This is a genomic window from Streptomyces sp. DSM 41931, from assembly GCF_050271085.1.
GTDB classification, from domain to species: domain Bacteria; phylum Actinomycetota; class Actinomycetes; order Streptomycetales; family Streptomycetaceae; genus Streptomyces; species Streptomyces albogriseolus.
The window spans coordinates 6,381,801-6,405,396 of record NZ_CP189902.1 but is presented as its reverse complement, the minus strand read 5'-3'; the positions used below and the strand labels follow the sequence as shown (position 1 = coordinate 6,405,396).

Annotated in this window: 21 protein-coding genes; 10 read left to right on the top strand and 11 right to left on the bottom strand. The window is 72.5% G+C overall.

The features are described from left to right. Nucleotides 1-57 precede the first annotated feature (57 nt). From ACP7TJ_RS29295 to ACP7TJ_RS29280, 4 genes are read right to left on the bottom strand one after another with little or no spacing between them, the layout of a single operon-like run. Nucleotides 58-2,424, bottom strand: coding sequence for a glycoside hydrolase family 3 N-terminal domain-containing protein (locus ACP7TJ_RS29295; RefSeq protein WP_427766555.1), 2,367 nt, complete (start codon nt 2,422-2,424; stop codon nt 58-60). After that, nucleotides 2,421-3,239, bottom strand: coding sequence for a carbohydrate ABC transporter permease (locus ACP7TJ_RS29290; protein ID WP_093767373.1), 819 nt, complete (start codon nt 3,237-3,239; stop codon nt 2,421-2,423). The genes ACP7TJ_RS29295 and ACP7TJ_RS29290 overlap by 4 nt, the downstream gene beginning before the upstream one ends. Beyond that, complete coding sequence (locus tag ACP7TJ_RS29285; RefSeq protein ID WP_167744486.1) at nt 3,236-4,195, bottom strand: carbohydrate ABC transporter permease; 960 nt, start codon at nt 4,193-4,195, stop codon at nt 3,236-3,238. Before ACP7TJ_RS29285 ends, ACP7TJ_RS29290 begins: the two co-directional genes overlap by 4 nt. 10 nt (nt 4,196-4,205) lie before the next feature. Then, nucleotides 4,206-5,510, bottom strand: a complete 1,305-nt coding sequence (locus ACP7TJ_RS29280) for an ABC transporter substrate-binding protein (RefSeq protein ID WP_167744485.1) — start codon at nt 5,508-5,510, stop codon at nt 4,206-4,208. A gap of 138 nt (nt 5,511-5,648) precedes the next feature. Between ACP7TJ_RS29280 and ACP7TJ_RS29275 the strand changes: the two genes are divergently transcribed. Continuing rightward, entirely contained in the window at nt 5,649-6,668 is a 1,020-nt protein-coding gene (locus tag ACP7TJ_RS29275; protein WP_167744484.1) for a LacI family DNA-binding transcriptional regulator, read from the top strand. Nucleotides 6,669-6,786: 118 nt separating this feature from the next. Next, nucleotides 6,787-7,431 carry a dienelactone hydrolase family protein gene (locus ACP7TJ_RS29270; protein ID WP_266403088.1) on the top strand — a complete coding sequence of 215 codons (645 nt, stop codon included), beginning with the start codon at nt 6,787-6,789 and terminating at the stop codon, nt 7,429-7,431. Between the two features lie 48 nt (nt 7,432-7,479). On the opposite strand, the gene ACP7TJ_RS29265 is transcribed toward ACP7TJ_RS29270, so the two are convergent. From ACP7TJ_RS29265 to ACP7TJ_RS29240, 6 genes are all read right to left on the bottom strand, one after another. Beyond that, a complete protein-coding gene (locus tag ACP7TJ_RS29265; RefSeq protein WP_367494425.1) occupies nt 7,480-8,484 on the bottom strand; it encodes a polysaccharide deacetylase family protein in 1,005 nt (334 codons plus the stop codon). A gap of 26 nt (nt 8,485-8,510) precedes the next feature. After that, nucleotides 8,511-9,518: a glycoside hydrolase family 11 protein gene (locus ACP7TJ_RS29260; RefSeq protein WP_427766548.1), complete on the bottom strand. Its 1,008-nt coding sequence runs from the start codon at nt 9,516-9,518 to the stop codon at nt 8,511-8,513. A gap of 239 nt (nt 9,519-9,757) precedes the next feature. Next, nucleotides 9,758-10,381 carry an Rv1733c family protein gene (locus tag ACP7TJ_RS29255; RefSeq protein WP_427766545.1) on the bottom strand — a complete coding sequence of 208 codons (624 nt, stop codon included), beginning with the start codon at nt 10,379-10,381 and terminating at the stop codon, nt 9,758-9,760. A gap of 40 nt (nt 10,382-10,421) precedes the next feature. Then, nucleotides 10,422-11,225, bottom strand: coding sequence for a rod shape-determining protein (locus tag ACP7TJ_RS29250; protein WP_427766542.1), 804 nt, complete (start codon nt 11,223-11,225; stop codon nt 10,422-10,424). Beyond that, the gene (locus ACP7TJ_RS29245; protein WP_093767365.1) at nt 11,222-11,590 is read right to left on the bottom strand and encodes a TraR/DksA family transcriptional regulator; all 369 of its coding nucleotides are present in this window, start codon (nt 11,588-11,590) and stop codon (nt 11,222-11,224) included. Before ACP7TJ_RS29245 ends, ACP7TJ_RS29250 begins: the two co-directional genes overlap by 4 nt. A gap of 49 nt (nt 11,591-11,639) precedes the next feature. Next, nucleotides 11,640-11,963 carry a TraR/DksA C4-type zinc finger protein gene (locus ACP7TJ_RS29240; RefSeq protein WP_093767444.1) on the bottom strand — a complete coding sequence of 108 codons (324 nt, stop codon included), beginning with the start codon at nt 11,961-11,963 and terminating at the stop codon, nt 11,640-11,642. A 298-nt stretch (nt 11,964-12,261) separates the two neighbouring features. Here ACP7TJ_RS29240 and ACP7TJ_RS29235 point away from each other — a divergent pair, with 298 nt between their 5' ends. From ACP7TJ_RS29235 to ACP7TJ_RS29215, 5 genes are all read left to right on the top strand, one after another. Beyond that, entirely contained in the window at nt 12,262-13,230 is a 969-nt protein-coding gene (locus ACP7TJ_RS29235; RefSeq protein ID WP_093767443.1) for a HAMP domain-containing sensor histidine kinase, read from the top strand. Next, nucleotides 13,227-13,910: a response regulator gene (locus tag ACP7TJ_RS29230; RefSeq protein WP_093767364.1), complete on the top strand. Its 684-nt coding sequence runs from the start codon at nt 13,227-13,229 to the stop codon at nt 13,908-13,910. The genes ACP7TJ_RS29235 and ACP7TJ_RS29230 overlap by 4 nt, the downstream gene beginning before the upstream one ends. Further along, nucleotides 13,907-14,317 carry a hypothetical protein gene (locus ACP7TJ_RS29225; protein WP_427766538.1) on the top strand — a complete coding sequence of 137 codons (411 nt, stop codon included), beginning with the start codon at nt 13,907-13,909 and terminating at the stop codon, nt 14,315-14,317. The genes ACP7TJ_RS29230 and ACP7TJ_RS29225 overlap by 4 nt, the downstream gene beginning before the upstream one ends. Nucleotides 14,318-14,381: 64 nt before the next feature. Continuing rightward, nucleotides 14,382-16,682: a protein translocase subunit SecD gene (gene secD / locus ACP7TJ_RS29220; protein ID WP_427766535.1), complete on the top strand. Its 2,301-nt coding sequence runs from the start codon at nt 14,382-14,384 to the stop codon at nt 16,680-16,682. Nucleotides 16,683-17,054: 372 nt separating this feature from the next. Then, nucleotides 17,055-18,308, top strand: coding sequence for a DUF4157 domain-containing protein (locus tag ACP7TJ_RS29215; protein ID WP_387621342.1), 1,254 nt, complete (start codon nt 17,055-17,057; stop codon nt 18,306-18,308). A 77-nt stretch (nt 18,309-18,385) separates the two neighbouring features. Here the strand turns inward: ACP7TJ_RS29215 and ACP7TJ_RS29210 are convergent, their stop codons facing one another. Then, entirely contained in the window at nt 18,386-20,275 is a 1,890-nt protein-coding gene (locus tag ACP7TJ_RS29210; protein WP_427766530.1) for an ABC transporter ATP-binding protein, read from the bottom strand. Between the two features lie 141 nt (nt 20,276-20,416). On the opposite strand from ACP7TJ_RS29210, the gene ACP7TJ_RS29205 reads away from it, so the two are divergent. From ACP7TJ_RS29205 to ACP7TJ_RS29195, 3 genes are all read left to right on the top strand, one after another. Continuing rightward, a complete protein-coding gene (locus tag ACP7TJ_RS29205; RefSeq protein WP_189909492.1) occupies nt 20,417-21,346 on the top strand; it encodes a lysylphosphatidylglycerol synthase transmembrane domain-containing protein in 930 nt (309 codons plus the stop codon). 71 nt (nt 21,347-21,417) lie between these two features. Next, the gene (locus tag ACP7TJ_RS29200; protein WP_093767360.1) at nt 21,418-22,182 is read left to right on the top strand and encodes a crotonase/enoyl-CoA hydratase family protein; all 765 of its coding nucleotides are present in this window, start codon (nt 21,418-21,420) and stop codon (nt 22,180-22,182) included. 251 nt (nt 22,183-22,433) lie between these two features. Continuing rightward, complete coding sequence (locus ACP7TJ_RS29195; protein ID WP_093767359.1) at nt 22,434-23,531, top strand: mechanosensitive ion channel family protein; 1,098 nt, start codon at nt 22,434-22,436, stop codon at nt 23,529-23,531. Nucleotides 23,532-23,596: the final 65 nt, after the last annotated feature.

Genomic DNA, 23,596 nt, shown 5'->3' with positions numbered 1-23,596 from the left:
GGCGGTGCGGGCCCCGGCTCCGGGACCCGCACCGCCTTCTCCCCCCGCACCGTGCGGTCACTCCACCGAGAACTCCGCGTGGAAGCGCCGCGTGTGGTCCACCACCCGCACCGGCCCCGTCAGGGTGACGGTGGCCGTCAGGCGGGTGTCCGTGCTGGACGCCGCCAGGCGGAGTTCCAGGTCGCCCGGTTCGACGATGCGGTGGCCGTCACGGCCGGTGAAGGACGCCACGTCCGCCGGGACCGTGACCCGTACCCTGCGCTCCTCGCCCGGCTCCAGGTCCAGACGGGTGTAGCCGACCAGGCGCCGCACCGGCTGGACCACGGAGGCGACCGGGTCGTGGAGGTAGAGCTGGACGACCTCGGTGCCGCTCCGCTCCCCCGTGTTGCGCACGGTGAGGGACGCCGTGAACTCGCCGTCCGTCGGCGCCTCTTCGGCGTCCACCGTCAGGTCGCTCCACGCGAACGTCGTGTACGTCAGGCCGTGTCCGAAGCCGAACGCCGGCGTCGGGTCGATGTTGGACACCTCGCTGGCCTGGGCGAGCGGGGCGCCCAGGTACGTGGTCGGCTGGGAGCCGGGGGTGCGCGGGACGCTGACCGGGAGGCGTCCGGACGGGTTCGTCCGGCCGCTGAGCACGCCGGCGATGGCGCGCGTGCCGGCGACGCCCGGGAAGAAGGACTGCACGATCGCCGCGGAGTCCTCCACCGCCCGGCCGAGCGCGTAGGGGCGGCCCGCGAGGAGGACGGTCACCACGGGCGTGCCCGAGTCGAGCAGCGCGTCGAGGAGTTGCTGCTGCGCGCCGGGCAGGGCGAGGGACTCCGCGTCGCATCCCTCGCCGCTGGTGCCGCGTCCGAACAGGCCGGCGCGGTCACCGAGCGCCACGACGACGATGTCGGCGTCACGCGCCGTGTCCACGGCCTCCGCGATGCCGGAGAGGTCGCCGTCGTCGACGCCGGTGCCGCGGACGACGGTGATCTCGGCGTCCGGGAACTCGGCCGTCAGGCTTGCGCGCAGGTCGGGCAGTTCGATGCCCACGGGGATGTCCGGGTACTTCACGCCCACGTGCTGCGGGAAGGAGTAGCAGCCGAGGACGGCCGACGGCTCGGTGGCGTTGGGGCCGACGAGCGCGATCCGGCGGGGACGGCCGAGCGGCAGGGTGCCGTCGTTGCTGAGCAGGACGACCGCCTTCTCGGCGATCTCCCGGGCCAGTTCGCGGTTCTCGGGCCCGTCGAGGTCGATCTTGCCGCGCAGGGCCTCCGGGTCGTCCAGGTCGGCGCCGTCGAACGCCGGCGGCACCGGGCTCCAGTCGGGGTCCAGCAGGCCGAGCTCCGCCTTCTGGGCGAGGACGCGGCGCAGGGCGCGGTCGATCAGGGCTTCCGGCACCCGGCCCTCGGCGACGGCCTCGGCGAGCGGGGCGCCGAAGGTCTTGACCGTGGGGAGCTCGATGTCGACGCCCGCCTCGAGAGCGGCGCCGGCCGCGTCGGCGAAGTCGCCCGCGACGCCGTGCAGCGTCTTGAGGAAGGCGATGCCGAAGTAGTCGGCGACGACCGTGCCGTCGAAGCCCCAGGTGTCGCGGAGCAGCCCGGTGAGCAGGGTCTCGTCGGCCGCGGCGGGGACGCCGTCGATGTCGGTGTAGGCGTGCATGACGGAGCGGGCGCCGCCCTCGCGGATCGCCATCTCGAACGGCGGCAGCAGCACGTCGGCGCGTTCGCGCGGTCCCACGGAGGAGGGGGCGAGGTTGCGTCCCGCGCGGGAGGCCGAGTAGCCCACGAAGTGCTTGAGGGTGGCGACGATCCCGGCGGACTCCAGGCCCTGGACGTAGGCGGTGCCGATGGTGCCGACGAGGTACGGGTCCTCGCCGATGGTCTCCTCGACGCGGCCCCAGCGGGCGTCGCGGACGACGTCGAGGACGGGCGCGAGGCCCTGGTGGACGCCGACGGCGCGCATGTCGCGGCCGATGGCGGCGGCCATCCGGCGGATCACGTCCGGGTCGAAGGTGGCGCCCCAGGACAGCGGCACGGGATAGGCGGTGGCGCCCCAGGCGGCGAAGCCGGCCAGGCACTCCTCGTGCGCGACGGCGGGGATGCCGAAGCGGTTCGCGGAGGTGATGCGGGTCTGGGTGCGCAGCAGGGAGAGCGCGCCGAGCGCCGGGTCGACGGGGGCGGTGCCGAAGGGGCGGGTGAGCTGGCCCAGGCCGGACGGCAGGAGCGCGTCGAGGTCGACGGCCTCCTCCATGTCGTGCTGGTGCGGGGCGACCTCGCCGCCGTTGGCGGAGGCGCCGACCCACACGCCGTACAGCTGGGCGATCTTCTCCTGGAGGGTCATGGCGCCGATCAGCGCGTCGACCCGGGCGGAGACGGGGTGGGAGGGATCGTTCCAGAGGGGGATTTCGGGGGTGGTCTCTACGGCCACGTTCGCGGTCACTTTCCTCCGACACCCATCAGCCCCTGGACCAGGGCGCGACGGGCGAACAGGTAGACGAGCAGGATGGGCACCATGGACAGCACCACGGCTCCCAGCAGCCCGGGGATGTCGATGCCGTGTTCGGTCTGGAAGTCGTACAGGCCCAGGGTGACGACCTTGGTGGAGTCGGACTGGGTCAGCACGAGCGGGAACAGGAAGCCGTTCCATGCCTGGAGCGCGGAGAAGACCACGATGGTGGACAGTCCGCCCCGGGACAGCGGCAGCACGAGCTGGAAGAACTGCCGGCGCGGGGTGGCGCCGTCCATGGCCATGGCCTCGTACAGCTCCGGGGAGATGTCGCGCATGGCGCCGCTGAGGATGAGCGCGGACATCGGCAGGCAGAAGGCGGCCGTGGGCAGAATGACGCCGAGCAGGTTGTCGTACAGCCCGGCCTCGCTGATCAGGTAGAACATCGGCACGATCACGGCCTGGGCCGGGATCGCCAGCCCGAGCAGGAACAGCCGGAAGATCGCCGACGTGGTCCTGCCCCGGCTGCGCACGATGGCGTAGGCGAGCGGCGGTACCAGCAGCAGCACGATGCCGATGACGCAGGCGGTGACGACCAGCGTGTTGAAGAAGTAGCGGCCGAACCCCGAGTCGAAGGCGCCGGTGAAGTTGTCCAGGGTGAAGGTGTCCGGGAAGGACACCGGGCCGTTCTGGGCGTAGTCCTGGCGGGTGCGCAGGGTCGCCGCGAGCATCACGTACAGCGGCAGGCCGACCAGGACCAGCCAGACGATCGAGCCGGCGCCGGCCAGGTAGTTGGGGCGGCGCCTCATGACACACCTTCCATGGAGCTGCGCATCTTGTCGTAGCCGGAGACCTTCACCACGACCAGGGAGATGATGGTGGCGGCGACGACCAGGGCGAGGGCGATGGCGGAGCCGACGCCGAAGTCGAAGCCCTTGAAGGCCTTGTCGTACATGTAGTAGGCGCTGATGGTCGTGTCGGTGCCGGGGCCGCCCTGGGTGAGGATGAGGACGGTCTCGAAGGTGGTGAGGCCACCGACGATCATCAGGATCATCGACGTGATCATGGAGTTGCGGAGCTGCGGCAGCGTGATGTGGAAGAACTGCCGGTAGCGGCCCGCGCCGTCGATCTCCGCGGCCTGGTAGAGCACCTGCGGGATGGAGCGGGCGGCGCCCTGGTAGATCAGCGTGTGGAACGGGGTGAACTGCCAGGTGCTCACGAACGCCAGTACGCCGATGGCGGTGGCCTGTTCGCCGAACAGGTTGCCGTCGCCGAACAGCCAGGTGGCGTCGGCGGGGATGCCGAAGTTCGGGTCGAGCAGCGCGCGCCACAGCACGGAGACGGCGGTGGCGGACAGCAGCAGCGGGATGAAGTAGATGACGGACAGCACCGCGCGGTTGCGCTCGTAGCCGGCCGCCCAGACGCCGAGCAGGATGCTCAGCGGGGTCTGGAGGACCACGCCGAGCGCGGTCAGCAGCAGGGTGAGCCAGACGCTCTTCAGCATCACCGGGTCGTCCCACAGGCGTGACCAGTTGTCGGTGCCGACCCACTGGGGCGAGCCGAGCCCGTTCCAGCTCATGAAGGACAGCACCGCGACCATCACGAGCGGGACGATGGCGAAGAGCGTGAAGAACACGGCGGCGGGCAGCGCCCAGGCGAAGCCCGGGCGGCCCACCGTGGACACGGAGGGGGAGGCGGCCGGCCGCCGCCGGGACTCCTTGCGGAGCCCGGCGGCGGGCGGAGCGCTCGTGATCTTTGTGGTCATGAGCCGTTCGTCACTCGGTCGGGAGGGCCTGCATGGCCTTGATGAAGCCGTCCGCGTCGAGCTGTCCGTTGAAGAACTGCTGGATGGCCTTGTGCATGTCCGAGGCCGCCGACTGCGGGTACGCCTGGTCCCAGGAGAGCTGGAACGACGGCGCGTTGGCCACCAGGTCGTACTGGAAGCGGGAGTACTCGGGCGTCGCGGACGTCTCGATGAACTCGTCGGTGTTGGTCGTGGTGGTGAGGTTGCCGACGTCGAGCTGCGCCTTGACGAACTCGTCGGAGTACATGAGCTCGAGGAACTTGGCGACGGCCTCGGGGTGCTTGGTCTTCTTCAGCACCGAGTAGTAGTTGTTGGTGTTGCCTGCGACGTTCTTCGGGTCGCCCTTGCCGCCCTGGACGGTCGGGAAGGCGGAGTAGCCGAGACCCTTCTCCGCGAAGTCCGGGTGGTCGGTGAGCTGCTGGGAGTAGTACCAGGAGCCCATCAGCTCGAAGCCGGCCTTGCCCTGGGCGACCAGCGCGACCGAGCCGCCGTTGGTGTACTTCACGGAGTCGTAGTTCTTCCCGAAGGCGCCCGCGTCGACGAGCTCCCTGATCATCTTCAGGGCCTTCTTGCTCTCCGGGGCCTCCCAGGCGCTCTTGTCGCCGTCGAGGGCCTTGGCGAAGAGCTCCGGACCGGCTATGCGGTCGAAGAGGTACTGGAACCACATCTGGGTGGGCCAGACGTCGCCGCCGCCGAGCGCGATCGGGGTGACGCCCTCGTCCTTCAGCGCCTCCACGGCGTTGAGCAGCTCGTCCCAGGTCTTCGGCGGCTGGACGCCCGCCTTCTTGAGGACGTTCTTGTTGTGGAACAGCAGGACGGGCTGCGTGCCGCGCATGGGGATGCCGTACGGCTTGCCGTCGACGACGGCGTTGTTGAAGACGGACGGGAGGAACTTGCTCTCCAGCTCCGGGTTCTTCTTGATGAAGTCGTCCAGCGGGAGCAGCAGGTCGGCCTTGACGAAGGGCTTGATGCTGCCGCCGCCCCAGTTGAAGAAGACGTCCGGGGCCTGCGGGGTGCTGATGATCGTCTGAAGCTTCTTCTGGTAGTCGGCACCGGGGATGGTGTCGAGGACCGCCTTGACGTCGGACGTCTCGTTGAACTTGTCGACGATCTGCTTCTCGATCTTGTTGGTGGCGTCCCCGTAGACAAGGATATGAATCTTGCCGTCGTCCGCCGACGCCCCGCCGTTGCCGTCACCGCAGGCGGACAGGCTCAGGGCCAGGGCGAGCGTCGCACCGGTGGCGATCAGTCTGGGCAAGCGCGCACGTGTCTTCATCGTTCGCCTTTCGAAAGTTTCGGCTTCATCGCCGAAAGTCCATGCCGAGGGACAGTAGGTCAGACGGGAGTTGGGGTCAACGGTCGGGTCGCAACTCGCCCGAAACGTTATCGACACGCGGTGCTCTATCCTGCGGGTATGCGTGAAGACGACGAGGCGAACGGGCGTGTCACCCTGGCTGCGGTAGCGAAAGAGGCCGGGGTTTCGATGCCGACAGTTTCGAAGGTGCTCAACGGCCGTTCGGATGTCTCACGCGCCACGCGCGCCAAGGTGGAGAAGCTGCTGGACCTGCACGGCTATCGCCGGCGCGTGCAGCCCGCCGCCCGCTACCCGCTCATCGAGATCGTGTTCCACGAGCTGGAGAGCGTGTGGGCGATGGAGCTGATCCGGGGCGTGGAGAACGTCGCGAAGGAGAACCGCGCGACGGTGGTGCTCACCGAGAGCGGCACCCGGCACACCCCCGGCCCGGACTGGCTGCCGGGCGTGCTGCAGCGCCGGCCGCTCGGAGTGGTGCTGGTCTTCTCCAGCCTGCCGCAGGACATCAAGCGCCAGCTGCGGGCGGCGGCCATCCCGTTCGTCGTCATCGATCCGGCGGGCGACCCCGACCCGGACGTGCCCTCGGTCGGCTCGGCCAACTGGGCCGGAGGTCTCGCCGCCACCCGGCACCTCACCGAGCGCGGCCACCGGCGCATCGCCATCATCACCGGCCCCGGCGACATGCTGTGCTCGCTGGCGCGCCTCGACGGCTACCGCTCGGCCATGGCGATGGCGGGGCTGGAGGTGGACCCACGGCTGACCCGCTTCGGCGACTTCCACGTCCAGGGCGGCTTCGAGCAGGCCATGGAGCTGCTGGAGGGCCCCGACCGGCCCACGGCGGTCTTCGCGGGCAGCGATCTGCAGGCGCTGGGCGTGCTGGAGGCGGCCCGCGTCAAGGGGCTGCGGGTGCCGGAGGACCTGTCGGTGGTCGGCTACGACGACGTGCCGCTCGCCCAGTGGTCCAGCCCGCCGCTCACCACGGTCCGCCAGCCGCTGCGGCACATGGCCGAGGAGGCGTCCCGCATGCTCCTGCGCCCGGACGACCCCGGCGCGGCCGCCCAGCGCATCGAACTGGCGACCCACCTGGTGGTCCGGCAGAGCACGGCACGACTGGAGGCCTGACGCGGCCCACCGGGCGTGCGCGGCCCGCGGGAGGCCGAAGCAGCCTGGCCCCGTCTCGACCCGCCCCGCACGGGTACCCGGTGCACCGGACCGGAGCGGCCGGAGGAGGTGGCCGGGCATGGTGAGCGCGTCGGTGACGGTTCCGTCGGGAGCCGCGGCCCTGCGCGGTGATCTGGAGATCCCCGCGGGGGCGCGCGGTGTGGTGCTGTTCGCGCACGGCAGCGGCAGTTCGCGGCTCAGCCCGCGTAACCGGGCCGTCGCCGGGGTGCTGCGGAGGGCGGGGTTCGGCACACTGCTGCTGGACCTGCTGACCGCGGCCGAGGAGGACGAGGACGCGGCGACGGGCCGGCACCGTTTCGACATCGGTCTGCTGGCGGGCCGGCTGGCGCACGCCGTGGACTGGCTGGAGGACCGGCCGGACGCGGCGGACCTGCCGGTGGGGCTGTTCGGGGCCAGTACGGGAGCGGCGGCGGCGCTGGTCGCGGCGACGGAGCGGCCCCGGCGGGTGTCGACGGTCGTCTCGCGGGGCGGACGGCCCGACCTGGCGGGCGACGCGCTGAGCCTGGTGGCGTGCCCGGTGCTGCTCGTGGTGGGCGGTGCGGATCCGGAGGTGCTGGACCTGAACCGCCGGGCCGCGCGACGGCTGTCCGCGCCGCACCGGCTGGACGTGGTGCCCGGCGCCACGCATCTGTTCGGCGAGCCGGGCGCGCTGGAGCGGGTGGCGGAGCTGGCCGCCGGATGGTTCGGCGAGCATCTGGGATGAGGGCGGCGAGCCGCGGCGACGACACGTGCCGCGGCTCGCCCGGTGTGCTCAGCTCGTGCTGCAGGAGACCGTCGGCCAGTTCCAGTTGCCGTTGGTCTGGATCGTCACCCCCCAGGTGTTCCCGCTGCCGTTGGGCTTGGCGACGAGCGTCTGGCTGTTGGGGTAGGAGGCGCTGACGTTCCAGGTGCTCAGCACCTTCGCCGGGGACGGCACGTTCATCGTCACGGTCCAGTTGTTGGAGCCGTTCACCGCGACGTTGAGGTTGTAGCGGTCGCCCCAGCTGCTGCCCGCGGACAGCGTGGCGGTGCAGGAGCCGGTGCCGCCACCGCCGTCTCCTCCCCCGCCGCCGGAGCCGTCGGGGGCCACCGCGCGTCCGGTCTGCGGGGAGATCATGCCGGAGCACAGCCCTCGGGAGGCGAGGGTCTGCGCGATCCGCGGGATGGCGGCGATGGTGTTCGCCGGCCAGTCGTGCATCAGCATGACCTGCCCGCCGTTCAGCCGGGAGGCGGCCTGCACGATGGCGTCGGTGCTCGCGTTGTTCCAGTCCTGCGAGTCGACGTCCCAGATGACCTCGGTCAGACCGTACTTGGCCTCCGCCGCGCGCAGGGTGGAGTTGGTCTCGCCGTACGGCGGGCGGAACAGCTTGGGTGTGCCGCCCCCGGCGTTCGCGATCGCCTGCTGGGTGCGGGAGATCTCCGACTCCATCTGGGCCTGGCTCAGCTGGGTCATGTGCGGGTGGGTGTAGCTGTGGTTGGCGACCCACATCCCCGCGTCCACCTGGGCCTTGACCAGGGAGGGGTTGGCGGCGGCGTTCTGGCCCGTGTTGAACATGGTGGCCCGCAGGCCGTTCTGCTTCAGCGCGTTGAGCAGGTTCATGGTGCTGCCGGCCGACGGGCCGTCGTCGAAGGTGAGCGCGACGTACCCGTTGCAGGCGGCCGCCTGGGCGGGTGCGGCGCCGGCGCCCGCGGTCACGGTGGCTGCCACGGTCAGTGCGGCGGCAGCCACACCCGGGACCAGGTACCGGGTGACGGGCTGTCGCTTTGCGGTGCTCATGTGTGGGGGTCCTCCTCGTACGAAGGTCAGCCGGCGCTGCAGGACACCGACGGCCATGTCCAGTTGCCGTTGGTCTGGATCGTCGCGCCCCAGGTGTTGCCGTTGCCGTTGGGCCGCGCGACGAGGGTCTGGCTGTCGGGGTAGGAAGCGGTCACGTTCCAGGTGGCGGACACCTTGGCGGGGGACGGGACCCGCATGGTCACGGTCCAGTTGTCGGAGCCGCTCACCGAGACGTTGAGGTTGTAGCGGTCGCCCCACTGCTGGCCGGCCGACAGGGTCGCGGTGCAGCCTCCGCCTCCGCCGCCGCCACCGCCACCGCCGCCTCCGCCACCACCGGAGCCCTCGCTCACGGTGATGTTGGAGCTGCCGCTGCTCTGGTAGCCCTCGGTCGCCATGATCATGTAGTTGTGGTTGCCCAGGTTCATGCCCTTGCTCGCCCAGGCGTCGAAGTGGTTGCCGCTGGTGATGGTGCCGCCGGTGCGCTTCTGCTGCCGGACGCTCCAGTACTGGTCGAAGGTGCGGGTGCCTTCGATGGAGGGGGCGTTGTACCGGGTGGTCTTGTAGATGTCGTAGGTGCCGCCGTCGCTGGTGACGGTGCCCTTGTACTCGCCGGTGGGCCGGTAGGTGCCCCAGTTGTCGACGATGTAGTACTCGATCAGCGGGCCGGTGGTCCAGCCGTACAGCGTCAGGTAGGCGTTGCCGGACGGGTTGAAGCTGCCGGAGTAGCTGACGGTCTTGCGGCCGCCGGTGCTCCAGCCCTTGCCGGCCACGAAGTTGCCCGTGTTGCTCCACCGGGTGCTGTAACTGCCGCCGGAGCCCAGGTCCATGGAGACCGTGCCCTGGGAGTCGGTCCAGAAGGAGTACCACCAGCCGTTGTTGGTGCCGGTCTGGTTGGTGGTGATGACGGGGGCGGCGGTCGCGGTTCCGGTGAGGAGCAGCGCGGTGAGCGCGGCGAGAGCGATCGTCCAGGCGCTCTTCACGCTCATGATCAGTCGGCCGCGTCTGCGGCCGCCGGGCGGTGCGGACACATGCATGGGTGACGCCTCCTGCTACGGCTCGATGGGGGAGGTCGATGCCGTGACAGTGTTGGTCTGAGCGCGTCAACCGTCAACAGTTTCGGTGGTAGTTTCGAAAAGTTCGAGGGACTGAAGGGCGTGACCTGGCATCATGTGCCCAGTTCAAAAACCCAGTTGAGTCACTGAAGCAGCGCAGCGACTTAGCGACCTCTGGAGCTCGCATCGAAGATCGATCAAGCCCGTGCGAAACTTTCGCGTCACGTCGGCGTCGTCCACCGCGGGGCCGTCTCCGCCCACGCGGCGTCCCAGCGGGCGAGGTTGCGGCGGTGCAGCACGAGACCGCTGACGGCGTGCACGGCGGCGCCCGCGAGAGCGACGCCGATCGCGGCGAGCAGTGCCCAGCCCGCGGCGCGGCTGCGCACCTCCTTGCCGGTCAGCGGCGCGTCGGTCGCCTCGCCGGCGGTGTCGATCCAGATGCGGACGGTGCTGTCGGCGGTCAGCCCCGGGTGAACCTCCGCGCGGGTGGTGCGGGTCCGTCCCTCGCGGGTGACGACCCGGACCTCGACCGGGTAGCGGGTCTTCTTCTCCTCGTCCGAGCCGGGCTCCGGGTGCCCGGGCGCGTCGTGGACGAGAATCGCGTCGGTGAGGTGACGGGTGTGCTGCTGGTGACGCGCGACGTCCCGGTAGTGCCGGTGCGCGGCGTCGCCCACCAGTGCGGCGGCCACGGGGGCCACGGCGAGGACGGCGAGCAGCACCGTGAGCCCCAGCCAGGCCCGCACCGTGTCGGTGCGGCGGCGCAGCGGGTTGGGCCGCCAGCGCCAGAACAAGGGGCGCGGCGGCGGACCGGGGGGCGGTTGCGCCGGAGGTACGGTGCCCGCCACGTCACGGCTCCTTCCGGTAGCGGTCGCAGGCAGCGGTCGGTCAGAGGACGCCGTCGGCGGACGGGTGGTGGTGCGCGGCGGCCAGCAGTCCCGCGGCGCCGCGGACGGCGGCGGTGTGCGGGGAGGGCACGGGCTGCACCGCGCAGTTCAGGCCGTCCGGAAGCCCGCCGGTGATGTCGGGGCGCAGCGCTCCCCCGCCGGCCAGCAGCACGCCGCGGCGCAGCGCGGCGCGGGTGAGGGAGGTGCGGTCCTGCCGCAGCATCGCCGTCACCATGCCGACCACCGCGTCGGTGATCAGCTCCGGCGGTGTGCCGTCGGACAGGTCGGCGGTGCCCAGGGCGGTGCGCCGGGCGTCGGTGACCGCGCCGTCGGCGAGCAGCACCACCTCGGTGAGGTGCGCGCCGATGTCCGCCACCAGCAGCGGCCGGACATGATCGGCGCCGGCGGCCAGCGCGACCGCCCGCGCGCCGGGGACCGTCAGTACGGCGCGCGGGCGGAGCACCTCCACGGCCGTGCGGGCCGCGGCGCGGAACGCCGGCCCGTCGAGCACCGGGGAGGTGACGACGACCAGCGGGCGGCCGGTCCTCGGCATGCGGTGGCCGAGCAGCCGTTCCAGCATGCGGGCGGTGCCGGGGGTGTCGACGATGGTGCCGCGCTGGATGGGGTGGACGGCGGCCCAGCCGGGGAACGTCACCGTGGGCACGTCCAGGACCATGCCCCGCCCGGCGATGAACGCGCGGGTGCGGGCGCTGCCCAGGTCGAGGGCGAGACCTGAGCAGCGTCTGCACAGCGGCCAGTGCCGGTGCCGTACGGGAGCCGTCCGGGGCCGGCGGACCACGGTCACCGGCCGGCCTCCCGCACCTGCTGGCAGCGCCCGCAGTAGCGGGCCTGGGGGACGATCAGCAGGCGGTGGCGCTCCACCGGGCGGCGGCAGAGGTGACAGACGCCGTAGGTCCCGGAGTCCATCCGGGCCAGCGCCTCCTCGACGTCGGCGAGCACCATGCGGGCCGACGCGGCGAGCTTGACGCCGACCTCGACCTGCGCGGCGTCCTCGCGCACGCGGCGGTCGTCGGCGCGGCTCGCCGTGGCGAACTGCCGCAGCTGCTCCCGGCGGAACAGGAGCTGTTCGTGCAGGTTCTCGCGGAGCGCGGCGAGGTCCTCGGCGCTGAGGACCTCGTCGTGCTCGCCGATGGTCTGATGGGTCACCACTGCACCTCTCGGGCAGAGCGGGGCGGACGGACGGAAAGGCGGCCGGTCCCTAGGCCGCGCGCTGGCAGCCGACGCAGTACCGGGTGTGCGGCAGGATCTCCAGCCGCTCCGGCGGTACCGGCTTCGAGCAGCCCAGGCAGGTGCCGTAGGTGCCGTCCTCGACGCGGGCGAAGGCCTCGTCGATCTCCCGCAGGACCCGCTTGATGGCGTCCTTCTGGTTCGACATCAGGTGGTCGCCGGGGCTGGCCCCCGTTTCGTCCAGCGCCTTGAGCTGCGCGAGCCTGGTCGTCCGGGCGTGCTCCAGACGCCGGCGGACCTCGTCCGCGGCGAGGTTCGCGGCACGGGGGTCGGTGCGGGGCAGGTCGAGCGACACGTGTTCCTCCTGGGAGACGTGGGGGGTGTGGGAGACGTACGGGATGACGCTTCCACCCTGACCCGCGCCCTTCTGCTTTCCCATTGGGCGCGGAACCCATCTGTGCCGGGTCCGAGGACCCACCCCGAGCGGCATGGGTCCGCCGGTCGGCGGGAAATGGGGCGCGGGGCCCATCGACCGGGCCGGGGCGGGCGGGGCAGGCTGGCCGGTGTCCGCCGGGACCAGGGGGTCGCTGCCGCATCGGGGGCCGCGGTGACCGACAGTAGAGGCAGACGAGAAAGAGGAAGGCGTGACCTCCGTGTCCCTGTACTGGCGGATCTTCGGTCTGAACGCCGTGGTGCTCGGCAGCGCCACGGCGCTGCTGCTGTGGGCTCCGGTGACCGTGTCCGTGCCGGTGCTGCTGACGGAGGCGGTGATCCTCGTCGGCGGTCTCGCCGTGATGCTCGTCGCGAACGCGGCGCTGCTGCGCATCGGTCTGGCCCCGCTGGACCGGGTGACCCGGCTGATGACCACCGTGGACCTGCTGCGCCCCGGCCAGCGGCTGCCCGTGCGTGGCGGCGGCGAGGTGGCCGAGCTGGTGAGCGCCTTCAACGCGATGCTGGAGCGTCTCGAGGGGGAACGCGCCTCGAGCAGCGCCCGCGCGATCCTCGCCCAGGAGGGTGAGCGGCGCCGTATCGCCCAGGAGTTGCACGACGAGGTGGGGCAGAGCATGACGGCCGTGCTGCTGGCGCTGAAGCGGGTGGCCGACGAGGCGGAGGAGCCGCTGCGCGCGGAGCTGCACCAGGCGCAGGAGATCACCCGGGGCAGCCTGGACGAGGTACGGCGGCTGGTGCGCCGGCTGCGCCCCGGGGTGCTGGACGACCTGGGTCTGGTGAGCGCGGTGACATCGCTGGCCACGGAGTTCTCCACCCACACCGGGCTGCACGTGGTGCGCCGCTTCGACCCGGACCTGCCCTCCCTCGACCACGAGACGGAACTGGTGATCTACCGGGTGGCGCAGGAGGGCCTGACCAACGCCGCCCGGCACGCCGAGGCGCGGCGGGTGGAGCTGACGCTGCGCGGCACCGACCGGGGTGTCGTGCTGGAGGTGGCGGACGACGGGCGCGGCATCGGGGCCGCGCGTGAGGGTGCGGGACTTCGCGGAATGCGTGAACGGGCCCTGCTCATCGGGGCCACCCTGGACATCTGGAGTCCGGACCAGGTCTCCGCCGCAGGAACCGGTACCCGCATCCGGCTGACCGTGCCCGCCGTCAGGAAGCAGTCATGAACGACCAGGACATCCACGCCGACCGCCCCGCGGACAGGATCCGCATCCTTCTCGCCGACGACCACGCGCTGGTGCGGCGGGGCGTCCGGCTCATCCTCGACCGGGAGCCGGACCTGGAGGTGGTCGCGGAGGCCGGCGACGGGGCCGAGGCGATCGCCATGGCCCGCACCCACGACGTGGACCTCGCGGTGCTGGACATCGCCATGCCGCGGCTGACCGGTCTCCAGGCGGCGCGGGAGCTGACCGCGCTGAAGCCGGGGCTGCGCATCCTGATGCTGACGATGCACGACAACGAGCAGTACCTGTTCCAGGCGCTGAAGGCAGGGGCGGGCGGCTATGTGCTGAAGTCCGTCGCCGACCGTGACCTGGTCGCCGCCTGCCGGGCGGCGATGCGGGACGAGCCGTTCCTGTATCCGGGTGCGGTGACCGCGCTGATCCGCAACTATCTGGACCGGGTGCGGCACGGCGAGGAGGCGCCGGAGCAGCTGCTCACCCCGCGCGAGGAGGAGGTGCTGAAGCTGGTCGCCGAGGGGCACTCGTCGAAGGAGATCGCGGAGCTGCTGTTCATCAGCGTCAAGACGGTGCAGCGGCACCGGGAGAACCTGCTGCACAAACTGGGGCTGCGGGACCGCCTGGAGCTGACCCGGTACGCCATCCGTGCGGGGCTCGTGGAGCCTTGACCGGCCACGTCCCGGGCCGTGCCGCCCGACTTCCGCTCCGAGCCGCCGCGGCCGTCCTGCTGACCCTCGGTTTCACCTCCGGCGCGGCTCCCGCGTCGGCCGTCGCGGCGGGCCCGGCCGCCCCCGCCTACTTCCCGGCGTCCCCGGGCACGACGACGTACTCCTCCGGGACGCAGCCGCGCAGCGACGAGGCGTACGTCGCCGCCCGTACGGTGCTCGCCCGGCCGGAGCGGGACACCGGCGAGCGGGACGCGGCCGCCGGTCCGCTGCTGTTCACGCCCGCGTACACGCCGCGGGTCCCGCCCCGGCCCGCGCGTCCCGCGCCCGCGGCCGGTCACGCGCCGCCCGCCGCCGCGCACGTCCCGGCGGATCTGGGGCGGGCGCCGCCCGCCGCCTCCAGCACCTGAGCCGTCCTCTTTCCCACCTTCCGCGTGTCCGCCGACGGGCACGTGTGCCTTGCTGGAGGCATCTGTGAAACGTCCCGCCCGCATCAGGGCGTTGTTCGCGCTCGCCGTCATCGCCGTGTCCGTGTTCGTCGCCGTCACCGTCCCGGTCCGTCTCGGACTGGATCTGCGGGGCGGCACGCAGATCGTGCTGGAGACCCGTTCCACCGAGACCCTCGAGGCCGACGCCGAGGCCACCGACCGCACCCTGGAGGTGCTGCGTGGGCGGGTCGACGCCCTCGGCGTGGCCGAACCGAGCATCGTCCGCTCCGGCGACCAACGGATCATCGTCGAGCTGCCGGGCGTGCAGGACCCGCGGAAGGCCGCCGATGTGCTCGGCCGCACCGCGCAGCTCTCCGTCCACCCGGTCAAGGCACCGGGCACGGGGGACGCCGCCAAGCTGCCGCAGGGCGAGCGGGTGCTGCCCGACGAGTCGGGCGAGCGGCTGCACCTCGGCAAGGCCGCGCTCAGCGGCCAGGACGTCAAGAGCGCCGAGTCCCGCTTCGACCCGCAGAGCGGGGCCGGCTGGCACGTCACCGTCGACTTCGAGGACGGCAAGGGCTGGGCCCGGCTGACCGGTGAGGCCGCCTGCCACCCGGCGGGCGACCCGCAGCGCCGCGTGGCCATCGTCCTCGACGGCAAGATCATCTCGTCGCCGCAGGTCGACCCGTCGGTGGCGTGCGGTGCGGGCATCACCGGCGGGTCCACCCAGATCACCGGCTCGTTCACCAGCGACGAGGCGAAGGAGCTCGCGCTGCTCGTGCACGGCGGCGCGCTGCCGGTGCCGGTGGAGACGGTGGAGCAGCGGACCGTGGGCCCGACGCTCGGCGCCGAGGCCATCCGCGCCAGCGCCTGGGCCGCCGTCGTCGGCACCTCCCTCACGGCGCTGTTCGTCATCGTCGTCTACCGGCTCATGGGTCTCCTCGCCATCGTGGCGCTCCTCTGCTACGGCCTGATCTCCTACGCGGGGCTCGCGGCCCTCGGCGCGACCCTGACGCTGCCCGGCCTCGCCGGTTTCGTGCTGGCCATCGGCATGGCCGTGGACGCGAACGTGCTGGTCTTCGAACGCGCCCGGGAGGAGTACGCCAAACGCAACCGGCCCAGCGGCCGTTCCGCCCTGACGGCCGGTTTCAAGGGCGCGTTCAGCGCGATCGCGGACTCCAACGTGACCACGCTGATCGCGGCGGCGCTGCTGTTCGTGCTGGCGTCCGGCCCCGTGAAGGGCTTCGGCGTCACCCTGGGCATCGGTGTGCTGGCGTCCATGATCAGCGCCCTGGTGATCACCCGGGTGCTCGCCGAGTTCGCGGTGGCGCGCCGCTGGGTGCACCGGCGTCCCGCGGTCACCGGTCTGGCCTCCGTGGGCCGGGTCCGCGCCTACCTCACCCGCCGCGACCCGCAGCTGATGCGCCGCCCCCGCCGCTGGCTGGCGGTGTCGGCCGTGGTGCTGGCCGTCGCCGCCGCGGGCATCGTGGTGCGCGGGCTGAACTTCGGCGTGGAGTTCACCGGCGGCCGACTGATCGAGTACTCGACCGAGCAGACCGTCGACCCGGACCGGGCCCGCGCCGCCCTCGCCGACGCCGGTTTCCCGCAGGCCGTCGTGCAGTCCTCCGGCGACCACGGCCTGACGGTGCGGACCGAGGAGCTGACCAACGAGGAGGCGGTCAAGGTCGCCGAGACCGTCGCCGAGGTCGGCGGCGGGGCGGAGAAGGTCCGGGACGAACTGATCGGCCCGAGCCTCGGCGACGAGCTGCGGCGCAACGCGCTGATCGCGCTCGGCCTCGCCCTCGTGGCCCAGCTGCTGTATCTCGCCGTGCGGTTCCGGTGGATGTTCGGCACGGGCGCGGTGGCCGCGCTCGCTCACGACGTGGTGATCCTCACCGGCATCTTCGCCTGGCTGGGCAAGCCGGTCGACGGCGTGTTCCTGGCGGCCCTGCTCACGGTGATCGGCTACTCGGTGAACGACTCGGTGGTGGTCTTCGACCGCATCCGCGAGTTGTGGCGCAAGGACGCGAAGGCGCCGCTGGCGCAGGTCACCAACCAGGCGATCCTTCAGACGGTCCCGCGGACGGTGAACACGGGTATCGGCGTGATCTTCATCCTGGCCGCACTGGCCCTGCTCGGCGGGGACTCCCTGACGGACTTCGCGCTGGCTCTGCTCATCGGCATGGTCGTCGGCACGTACTCCTCGGTTCTCACCGCGTCTCCCCTCGCGATCGAGCTGGACGCGAGGGCGGGCGGCCGCCGTCGCGGCCCTGTCCCGTCCCGCCGGCCGGCGTCCGGCTCGGGCGGACGGGAGGAGCGGCCGGTGACGAGCGGCCGGCGCTCGTGACGCCGTGAAGCGCCGCCGTCGGCTTCCGGGCCGACGGCGGCGCTTCCTCTCCGGGAGCCGGGCGCGTCCTGTCCGGGTCGCGGGTGAGCGTGCGGTTCGGGCGGCCGCGGGTGAGCACGGCCCGGGCCGGTGGCGGCCAAGGCGTACGGCGGTTGTCGGGTGAGGCGGCGAGGCTGCGCGGTGCGTTCGACGGGCGGGCCGGCGGCGGCGGTTGCCTGGCGGGGCAGGTGCGGGGGAGGTTCCCGTACCACCCGGTCCGGCGTCCGCGTTGTCCGTCCGGGCGGCCGATGCTGCCCCTCCGTACCTGGCGTCGGCGGCCCGCCACGGCGTATGCACGAGGGGTCGAGGAAACACACCGGAGGAGACGCCCCCTTGCGTGATCAGGAGAACACCCGGCACACCGGAACCGGCAGGGCCGCGGTCCGCGCGCCGTCGCCCGCACCGCGGCCCGGTCCGCGGGACCTGCGGACCGCCGCCGGCAACGCCGCCGTGGTCCAGATGCTCCGCCGGGCCGGACACCCCTGGGCGCAGGAACAGCACCAGCACACCGCGGGCTGCGGGCACCAGCAGCACGAAGCGGCGGCCCCGGTGCAGCGTTCCGCCGTCCACGACGTGCTGCGCGCGCCCGGGCGGCCCCTGGACGACACCACGCGCACCGACATGGAGAACCGGCTGGGCGCGGACTTCTCCGACGTCCGCATCCATGACGACACGGCCGCCCGGGCGTCAGCGGCCGAGGTGGGCGCCCGCGCCTACACCAGCGGCAACCACGTCGTGATCGGCCAGGGCGGCGGTGACCGGCACACCCTCGCCCACGAACTCACCCACGTCATCCAGCAGCGCCGCGGCCCGGTCGCCGGCACCGACCACGGCGACGGTCTCAGGGTCTCCGACCCCGACGACCGCTTCGAGCGGGAGGCCGAGGCCAGTGCCGCCCGCGCGATGAGCGGACCCGCGAGGTCCCAGGCTCCGGTGGAGGACCACCGGAGCGGGGCGGGCAGGGGCACGGACGTGCCGCTCCAGCGCGTGTCGACGCGGGGGGCCACGGGAAGCCTGCCGCTGCCGGCCTGGGACCGGCACCCACCCGTATGGGTCCCCGCCGTCTTCGGCCCGGCGGCGAACAACGGCCCCCTCAAGCGGATGGGCGGAACCAGCGTCGCGGTGACCCTCGGACCGAGCGTCCTGGCGCCCGCGAACTCGTACGGGGGTTCACGCCCGGGTGCCGCCGAGTGCACGCTCGTCAACGAGCTGAACGCGAGGGACGGCAGCGGCTGGATCAAGGGGCACCTCTGGAACGACAACCTGGGCGGCCACGGCGTGTCGGAGAACCTGACGCCCATGACCGACAGCACGAACCAGAACTTCAACCGCCAGTTCGAGGAGCCGTTGAAGAGGATGCTGTGGGCGTGCGCGAACCACGCGCAAATGAACGCCAGTTCACCGGTCTGGTACGGGGTCTCCTTCACCGTCCGCACCTACGGGCAGATGTCGGCCAACCCCGCCGACCTCGAGTACCTCGTGCCCGCCGGGGTCGACTACACGGCGAGCTACGTGCAGATGGACAGAACCACCCATGCCATCACCCCGGTCGCGGCTCCCCAGGGATTCCCGCCGGAGATCCGCTGACCTCGCAAGCTCCGTGACGGGCCGCCGGCCTCGCCGGCGGCCCGTTCCGTCCTGCCGGAGCGGGCGGGGCGTACCCGTCACAGGCTGCTCGGCGCGAGCGCTTCGTCCTCCTCCTGGAACTGCGTCCGATACAGCTCGGCGTACCGCCCGCCCGCGGTCAACAGCTCCTCGTGCGTCCCGCGTTCGACCACGCGCCCCGCCTCGACCACGAGGATCAGGTCGGCGGCCCGCACGGTGGACAGGCGATGCGCGATCACCAGCGCCGTCCTGCCCTCCAGCGCCTCCCCCAGCGCCTCCTGCACCGCCGCCTCGGACGTGTTGTCCAGGTGAGCCGTCGCCTCGTCGAGGACGACGACCCGCTGCCGGGCCAGCAGCAGCCGCGCGATCGTCATCCGCTGCCGCTCCCCGCCCGACAGCCGGTACCCCCGCTCCCCCACCACCGTGTCCAGCCCGTCGGGCAGCGCCCGCACCAGCGTGTCCAGTCGCGCCCGGCGCAACGCGTCCCACAGTTCCTCCTCGCCCGCGTCCGGCCGCGCCAGCAGCAGGTTGGCGCGGACCGTGTCGTGGAAGAGGTGACCGTCCTGCGTCACCATCCCGACCGTGGCCCGCAGCGACGCCGCGCTCAGGTCCCGTACGTCGACCCCGCCCACCCGGACCGCCCCCGCGTCGACGTCGTACAGCCGCGGCAGCAGGGCGGCGACGGTCGACTTGCCGGCGCCGGAGGAGCCGACGAGGGCGACGGTCCGCCCGGGTTCGGCGCGGAAGGAGATGCCGTGCAGCACCTCCTCCCCGCCGCGCGTGTCGAGGGCGGCGACCTCCTCCAGGGAGGCGAGGGAGACCTTGTCGGCGGACGGGTAGCCGAAGCGTACGTCGTCGAACTCCACGGCGACCGGCCCCTCGGGCACCTCGCGGGCGTCCGGCTTCTCCCGGATCAGCGGGTCGAGGTCCAGCACCTCGAAGACCCGCTCGAAGCTCACCAGCGCGCTCATCACCTCCACCCGCGCGCCGGCCAGCGAGGTGAGCGGCGCGTAGAGGCGGGTGAGCAGCAGGGCGAGCGCGACCACCGCGCCCGCGTCGAGGGCGCCGGACAGGGCCAGCCGGCCGCCGAGGCCGTAGACCAGCGCGAGGGCGAGGGCGGAGACCAGGGTGAGGGCGGTGATGAACACCGTCTGGGCGGTGGCCGTCCGCACGCCGATGTCCCGCACCCGCCGCGCCCGTACCGCGAACTCCTCGGACTCCTCCTCGGGCCGCCCGAACAGCTTCACCAGGGTCGCCCCGGGCGCCGAGAACCGCTCCGTCATCCGGGTGCCCATGGCCGCGTTGAGGGTGGCGGCCTCACGCTGGAGGCCGGCCATCCGGCGCCCCATGCGCCGGGCGGGGATGACGAACACGGGCAGCAGGACCAGCGCCAGCAGGGTGATCTGCCAGGACAGGGTGAGCATCACGCCAAGGGTCAGCACCAGCGTGACGATGTTGGCGACGACGGTGGACAGGGTGGTGCTGAACGCCCGTTGGGCTCCGATGACGTCGTTGTTGAGACGGGAGACGAGCGCTCCCGTACGGGTGCGTGTGAAGAACGCGACCGGCATGCGCTGCACGTGGTCGAAGACCGTCGTCCGCAGCCCCAGGATGAGATCCTCGCCGAGCGCCGCCGACAGCCGGCGGCCCAGGACGCCGAGGACCGCCTCCGCCACCGCGATGAGCGCGATGAGCAGCGCCAGACGCACCACTGTGTCCGGGTCGCCGCCGGACACGATGGTGTTCACCACCTCCCCGGCGAGCACGGGGGTGGCCACGGCGAGCGCCGCGGTCGCCGTGCCGAGCAGCAGGAACAGGATCAGCTTGCGGCGGTGCGGGCGGGCGAAGGCGCCGATACGGCGCAGGGTGTCCCGGGTGACGGGCCGGCGCTCGTCCTCGGCGGTCATGACGCTGCGCAGTTGTGCCCACGCGGTGGTCTCCATGCTCATGACGGCGACGTTAGGACCTCGACCATGATTGAGGTCAAGGACGCTCGCGTCCCGCCGCCCCGGTCCGCGGACGAGGGCCGTCTCCCTGTGTCCTGCTTGCCGCAACCCTCCGTTCGCGCGCGTCGTTCATCCTTCGTGGACATGACGGTGACGATCCGCCGGGTGCTGTGCGTGCTGCCGCTGCTGCTCGTGGCCGTGGTCGCCGTACGGCAGCGGGAGGTGCTGGCGGAGGGGCTGGGTCTGGTGACGACCGCCCGGTGGCCGTGGCTGCTGGCCGCGGCCGTACTGACGTGTCTGACCTGGCCGGCCGCCGCGTGCACCCGGCAGGGCGCCGTGCTCGAACGGCTGCCCGGACGGCGTCTGGTGGCCGCGCAGTTCGCGGCGGGCGCGGCGAACCATCTGCTGCCCACGGGGCTGGGGGCGAGCGCGGTCAATCTGCGGTTCATGACGGTGTGCGGGCTGAGCCCGGCCCGGTCCTCGGCCGCGCTGGCCCTGTATCTGCTGGCGGAGAGCATCGGGCGGGTGGGGCTGCTGGCCGCGCTGCTGGTGGCGTTCCCCGACGCGCTGCCGTTCGGGTCGCTGCTGCCGGACGAGGCGCCGGCCGGGCCGTTCCTCGCGGCGGGCGCGGTGCTGGTGCTGGTGGTGGGCGGACTCGCGGCCCTGCGGCGGGTGCGGACGGTGGTGGCCGGGTTCCTGCGGACGGCACTGGGCGAGGCGCGGTCGGTGCACGCCCGGCCCGCGCGGGCGCTTGCCCTGTGGGGCGGCGCGCTGGCCTTCCCGGCGCTCCAGGCGGGCGCACTGGTGCTGGTGGCACGGGCGTTCGGGCTGGCGGTTCCCTCCGCGCACCTGGCGGTGGCGTACCTCGCGGCGACGGTGGCGGTGGCGCTGGTGCCCACCCCGGGCGGGATCGGCTCGGTGGAGGCGGCGCTGGTCGTGGCGCTGGTGGCGGCCGGCGGGGCGGCCGCGGTGGCCACCGCGGTGGTGGTGGTGTTCCGGCTCCTCACGGTGTGGCTGCCGCTGCTGCCGGGCGCGCTGACGCTGGCGGCGCTGGTGCGGATGAAGGTGATCTGACGCGCGGCACGGGAGAGGTGAGGCGTGGGACGGGTAGGGTCCGGGTCCCATTCGACGGAAGGGGCCTTGTCATGCCGGTACGGATCGAACGCCGGGGAGCCGTCACCACGGTGGTGCTCTCCCGCCCCGAGGCGCGCAACGCGGTGGACGGGCCGACGGCCGTCGAACTCGCCGACGCCTTCCGTGCGTTCGAGGCGGACGAGGAGGCGCGGGCGGCGGTGCTGTGGGGCGAGGGCGGCACGTTCTGCGCGGGTGCCGACCTGAAGGCGCTGGGCACGGAGCGCGCCAACCGGGTGGCGGAGGACGGCGACGGGCCGATGGGCCCGACCCGGCTGCGGCTGTCCAAGCCGGTGATCGCGGCGGTGTCCGGGCACGCCGTGGCGGGCGGGCTGGAGCTGGCGCTCTGGTGCGACCTGCGGGTGGCCGAGGAGGACGCCGTGTTCGGCGTGCTCTGCCGCCGCTGGGGCGTGCCGCTGATCGACGGCGGCACGGTACGGCTGCCCCGGCTGATCGGTACGAGCAGGGCCATGGACATGATCCTCACCGGGCGTCCGGTGCCGGCCGCCGAGGCGTACGCGATGGGGCTGGCCAACCGGGTGGTGCCGGTGGGGCGGGCCCGCACGGAGGCGGAGGAACTGGCCGCCTCGCTCGCCCGGTTCCCGCAGGCGTGCCTGCGCTCCGACCGCGCGTCGGTGCTGGAGCAGGAGGGGCTCGACGAGGAGGAGGCGCTGGCGGCCGAACTCCGGCAGGGAGCCGCCGTGTTGGCGGAGAGCCTGGAGGGTGCAGCCCGGTTCGCGTCGGGGGCGGGCCGGCACGGATCGTTCGACGGGCTGTGAGAGACGGCGGCGGAATCGCGCACAGGCCGGCGCGTGTCACGGCGGGCGGCACCGCTCGCGGTACCCGCGTGGTACGAACTCCCCTTCGGAATACGGCAGGATGAGCGGCGGTGCCCCCGCAGGTCAACGCGGGTGCGGCACCGGTGGATCCCGTATACCTCGAGCAGGTGACTTCACGTGACACGACTTCACATACGGCTCTCGGCCCAGGAGAGGCGGCCGTCGGCCCAGGGCTGCGCGGGAGGTGCGCGGTGACCCGCTCCCTCACCGTGGACGACCTGGTGCACGCCGGAATCGCCCTCGCCGCGGGCCTGCTGGCGGCGTTCCTGCTCCGGATGCTGCTGCGCTGGCTGGCGCGGCACGCCGAACGCACCGCCTGGCGCGGCGACGACATCATGGTGGAGGCGTTGCGCACGGTCGTCCCGTGGGCGGCCGTCTCGGGCGGGGCGGCCTCCGCGGCGGCGGCGCTGCCGCTGACCCGGGGCGTGCAGCACACGACCAACCAAGTGCTGACCCTGCTGGTGATCTTCGTCGCGACCGTGGCCACCGCCCGGGTGGTGGCGGACCTGGTGCGCTCCGTCACCCAGTCCCGGTCCGGCGTGGCCGGGTCGGCGACGATCTTCGTGAACATCACCCGCATACTGGTCCTGGCGATCGGCTTCCTCGTCGGGCTGCAGACGCTGGGCATCTCCATCGCCCCGCTGCTCACCGCACTCGGCGTGGGCGGTCTGGCCGTGGCGCTGGCGCTCCAGGACACGCTCGCGAACCTCTTCGCGGGCATCCACATCCTCGCCTCCAAGACCGTGCAGCCGGGCGACTACATCCGTCTGAGCAGCGGCGAGGAGGGCTACGTCGAGGACATCAACTGGCGCCAGACGACCGTCCGCGAGCTGTCCAACAACCTGGTGGTCATCCCGAACGGCCAGCTCGCCAAGACGAACATGACCAACTTCATGCGGCCCGAACAGCAGCTGACGATCCTGGTCCAGGTCGGCGTGTCGTACGACAGCGACCTGGAGCACGTGGAGCGGGTGACGAAGGAGGTCGTCGCGGATGTCATGACCGAGATCACCGGGGCGGTGCCGGAGCACGAGCCGGCGGTGCGGTTCCACACCTTCGGCGACTCGCGCATCGGGTTCACCGTGATCCTGGGCGTGGCGGAGTTCAGCGACCAGTACCGGATCAAGCACGAGTTCATCAAGCGGCTGCACCGGCGCTACCGCGAGGAGGGCATCCGCATTCCGTCGCCCGCGCGGACGGTCGCGCTTCAGCAGGGGACGGTGCTGATCCCCCAGCAGCGAGGCGCGGAGTCCGCGCCGGACGACATGACGACGACCCGGCCGATCTGAGGCGGGGCGCGCGGCCCTGAGCGGGCCGCCTCGACGACGGGCTCATCACCGGCCTTTCCCGCGGG

Excerpts from the sequence above, each read along its gene's own strand:
- ACP7TJ_RS29290 (WP_093767373.1), bottom strand. The coding sequence starts at position 3,239 with ATGAGGCGCCGCCCCAACTACCTGGCCGGCGCCGGCTCGATCGTCTGG.
- ACP7TJ_RS29285 (WP_167744486.1), bottom strand. The coding sequence starts at position 4,195 with ATGACCACAAAGATCACGAGCGCTCCGCCCGCCGCCGGGCTCCGCAAG.
- ACP7TJ_RS29280 (WP_167744485.1), bottom strand. The coding sequence starts at position 5,510 with ATGAAGACACGTGCGCGCTTGCCCAGACTGATCGCCACCGGTGCGACG.
- ACP7TJ_RS29275 (WP_167744484.1), top strand. The coding sequence starts at position 5,649 with ATGCGTGAAGACGACGAGGCGAACGGGCGTGTCACCCTGGCTGCGGTA.
- ACP7TJ_RS29270 (WP_266403088.1), top strand. The coding sequence starts at position 6,787 with ATGGTGAGCGCGTCGGTGACGGTTCCGTCGGGAGCCGCGGCCCTGCGC.
- ACP7TJ_RS29265 (WP_367494425.1), bottom strand. The coding sequence starts at position 8,484 with ATGAGCACCGCAAAGCGACAGCCCGTCACCCGGTACCTGGTCCCGGGT.
- ACP7TJ_RS29260 (WP_427766548.1), bottom strand. The coding sequence starts at position 9,518 with ATGCATGTGTCCGCACCGCCCGGCGGCCGCAGACGCGGCCGACTGATC.
- ACP7TJ_RS29230 (WP_093767364.1), top strand. The coding sequence starts at position 13,227 with ATGAACGACCAGGACATCCACGCCGACCGCCCCGCGGACAGGATCCGC.
- ACP7TJ_RS29210 (WP_427766530.1), bottom strand. The coding sequence starts at position 20,275 with ATGAGCATGGAGACCACCGCGTGGGCACAACTGCGCAGCGTCATGACC.
- ACP7TJ_RS29205 (WP_189909492.1), top strand. The coding sequence starts at position 20,417 with ATGACGGTGACGATCCGCCGGGTGCTGTGCGTGCTGCCGCTGCTGCTC.
- ACP7TJ_RS29200 (WP_093767360.1), top strand. The coding sequence starts at position 21,418 with ATGCCGGTACGGATCGAACGCCGGGGAGCCGTCACCACGGTGGTGCTC.